Source organism: Okeania sp. SIO2B9 (assembly GCF_010672505.1).
GTDB classification, from domain to species: Bacteria; Cyanobacteriota; Cyanobacteriia; order Cyanobacteriales; family Microcoleaceae; genus Okeania; species Okeania hirsuta.
Genome location: NZ_JAAHGK010001052.1, coordinates 1 through 2,750, shown reverse-complemented (window position 1 = coordinate 2,750; position 2,750 = coordinate 1). Strand labels below are relative to the sequence as shown.

Sequence of the window (2,750 nt, the reverse complement as noted above, 5' to 3'; positions counted from 1 at the left end):
TAGCTAAAAGCCTGATATTATCGGTTTTTTATTCCCCCAGATGAGCTGTTGCCAGATGAGCTGTTGCCTGCGCACAGCGCTTTGAAGAAGGAGACAGGAGACAGGAGACAGGAGACAGGAGGAAAATTACTTATGGATTCGCTCCCCCAAGTAATTTTGAACACCCTGTAGACGGTGGGGTATTAAACCCACAAAGAAAATGATAATGGTAGTCCTGTATGGGTTTTGGTGAAGATATATATTTTTTAATTTCTCCCACACTCCCCATCTCCCCATCCCCCCATCTCCCCACACTCTCTCTACCATTACTATGCACCACCACCAAATTAATATCATACACGCGCTTCACCAACGCCATTCATCTCAACTAAGCAACAATACTATTTCCATTCATCCCAAGTATTATTAAAAATAGAAGTTTCAGGAAAAGCTGTGGGATTACCATTTTCTTGTAAGCGACCTTGTAAAACCTCCAATTCCCATTCCTTAGAAGGCATATCATCAATCAATTCATCAGGAAAAATACCTCGCTCCAAAGCAAAATCAATTGTTGTACCAGCAGCAGCACCAGCAGACCATTCAAAAGAATGAACCCGATAAGCAGCAGCAGCAATATAACTTGTAGCAATAGTCTTCCCCGCTACCAACAAATTATCAATTTGCTGAGGGATCATTGCCCGTAAAGGAATTTGAAAAGGATAAGCAGAACCTTGACCCCTCCTAATACCTGCTCGTTCAGAATTACCAGGTGCTTCTGCCGGACTTTTTGTCATGCAGGGATGAAAATCTATGGCATAATGACCAATTCCTACACTATCAGGAAAAACAGTTGCTCTTGCTCGTTGAGGCATTTCTTTCATTGAATTAATTTGTGAATTTTCAGGTACAAAAGCAGCAACACTTCCCCACAAATAATGCAACATATCTGACGGTAAATTTTGTAGATAAAAATTATCCCGAAAATTCTTTTTAGCAATATCAACCTCTGCTACTGTAAAACCCCTGGGGCGAGTTTTCCCAACACGACCAATAATGCGTCGCCCCTCCCGCATATAAGGATATTTTGACAACCCATGAGCTGTTCCCATCGGCGCGTCAAATCCAGTCAATAAACGATGGTTTGGATATTTTTGCTTCACCCCTTCCCCTAACTGAGAGTCAGTAGTACCCTCAACTAACCAATAAAAATAACCGAGAGCATTTTCCTCACCTCGACGGAGGGTTTCGGCACGCAAACCACCCATCCAACCCCCCGGTTGCAGTTGACCTGTAGCTTGTAGTTGCCCTCGACTGTAAATCAAATTGTCGTCGCGGTTGCCAGGACGGTAGTCATTACCCCAAGTCCAATTTTGCATGGAAATATCGCCGGGAAAAATTGTTCGTTTTTTGTAATCTCCTGGTTGCGGTGCGTCTGGTTTCACTGACCAAATTTGACGATAGGTGAAAACTAGGGGGAAACTAGCTAATCTTGATAATTCATAACTATAGTAGGGTGCATACTGAGAATAAAAGGGTGGTTCCACATGGGTTTGAGGTGTTTCGGTTGCTTCCATGGCGAAGGTGTAGGTAAAACCTTGGGTGCAGTAGGAGTCTCTAGTGTCAACGGGGGATGAGGGGTCAAGATAGGTTTGTGGATCAATACCGAGACGATAGGGAACATCTGCTAGAGCAATAATTTCTCCGGTTTCCGTAGCTTCGACAACGTACCAGTCTGCACCGCCTGTTTTTTCTGGGGAAGGTTGGGGTATAAATTGAATTATGGTTTTGTCGAAACGCACTGAGTTTTCGTAACGGTAAGCATCTTCGATAACTTGAGACAGGGGTTCGGTGTTGATGGGTGGGGTGCCTGCTGCTGGTTGATGTTGGATAGCGATCGCTCTATTGATTTGATTATTGGAAATGTCTAACTCTTTCACAACAGTATTGGGAAACCATTTGAATGTTCCTCCACCTTTTTTGGCAGCATCTTGCAACATCTGAAATAGAATACCGTGACCATCGTAGGGCATAAAACAGGAGACGCTGACCCAACAACGACCGGGATTTAATCTACCGTATTTTTCCTCAATGCGTTCCCGTAATTCTAAGTAACCACGGGGATAAAATAGGAGACTGCGTTGAGTACCGCGTTCGTCGAGAGCGGATGTACCTTGGGAGGAAATTTGACCACCTACCCAGTCGGTAATTTCGGTGACACAAACGGTGCGTCCTGCTAATAATGATTCGTAGGCAGTTGCTGCTCCTGACAAACCGCCACCGATGATGAGTATTTCGCAGGTTTCTTCTTGGTCTGGGGTGCGGGGTGGCGCTGCTAACGCGGGGGCAATAGTTGGAGTTAGGGAAAATAAGCTGAGAATTAGACTAATTATTGGTTTGGTTTTTTTGAGCATAATTTAGGTGAACTGTTAGTAATCAAATACTCAAATTTTAGATTAATTTGAACAAACTTGATTTCGAGTCCAATAGATTTATATGACCACCAGTTGAGTAATTAGTCTATGGTTGACGATTTTTATTTTTGGAGGCTATCATAAATACTATACATTTAAAAAATAAAAAATAATAGAGTAAGAGACTGTTTGTCAAAAAAAGGTAAATATGGCCATAAATAAAGTATCTAACGTAGGGAATTGAAGAAGGAGACAGGAGACAGGAGACAGGAGACAGGAGGAAAATTACATGGGGATTCTAACCCCAAGTAATTTTGAACACCGTGTAGACGGTGGGGTATTAAACCCACAAAGAAAATA

1 protein-coding gene is annotated in these 2,750 nt (G+C 42.7%); it reads right to left on the bottom strand.

Annotation, left to right across the window (positions count from 1 at the left end; all coding sequences use genetic code 11):
- Positions 1-380: 380 nt before the first annotated feature.
- Positions 381-2,390: an FAD-dependent oxidoreductase gene (locus F6K13_RS27120; protein ID WP_124154099.1), complete on the bottom strand. Its 2,010-nt coding sequence runs from the start codon at positions 2,388-2,390 to the stop codon at positions 381-383.
- Between the last annotated feature and the right edge of the window lie 360 nt (positions 2,391-2,750).

Excerpts from the sequence above, each read along its gene's own strand:
- F6K13_RS27120 (WP_124154099.1), bottom strand. The coding sequence starts at position 2,390 with ATGCTCAAAAAAACCAAACCAATAATTAGTCTAATTCTCAGCTTATTT.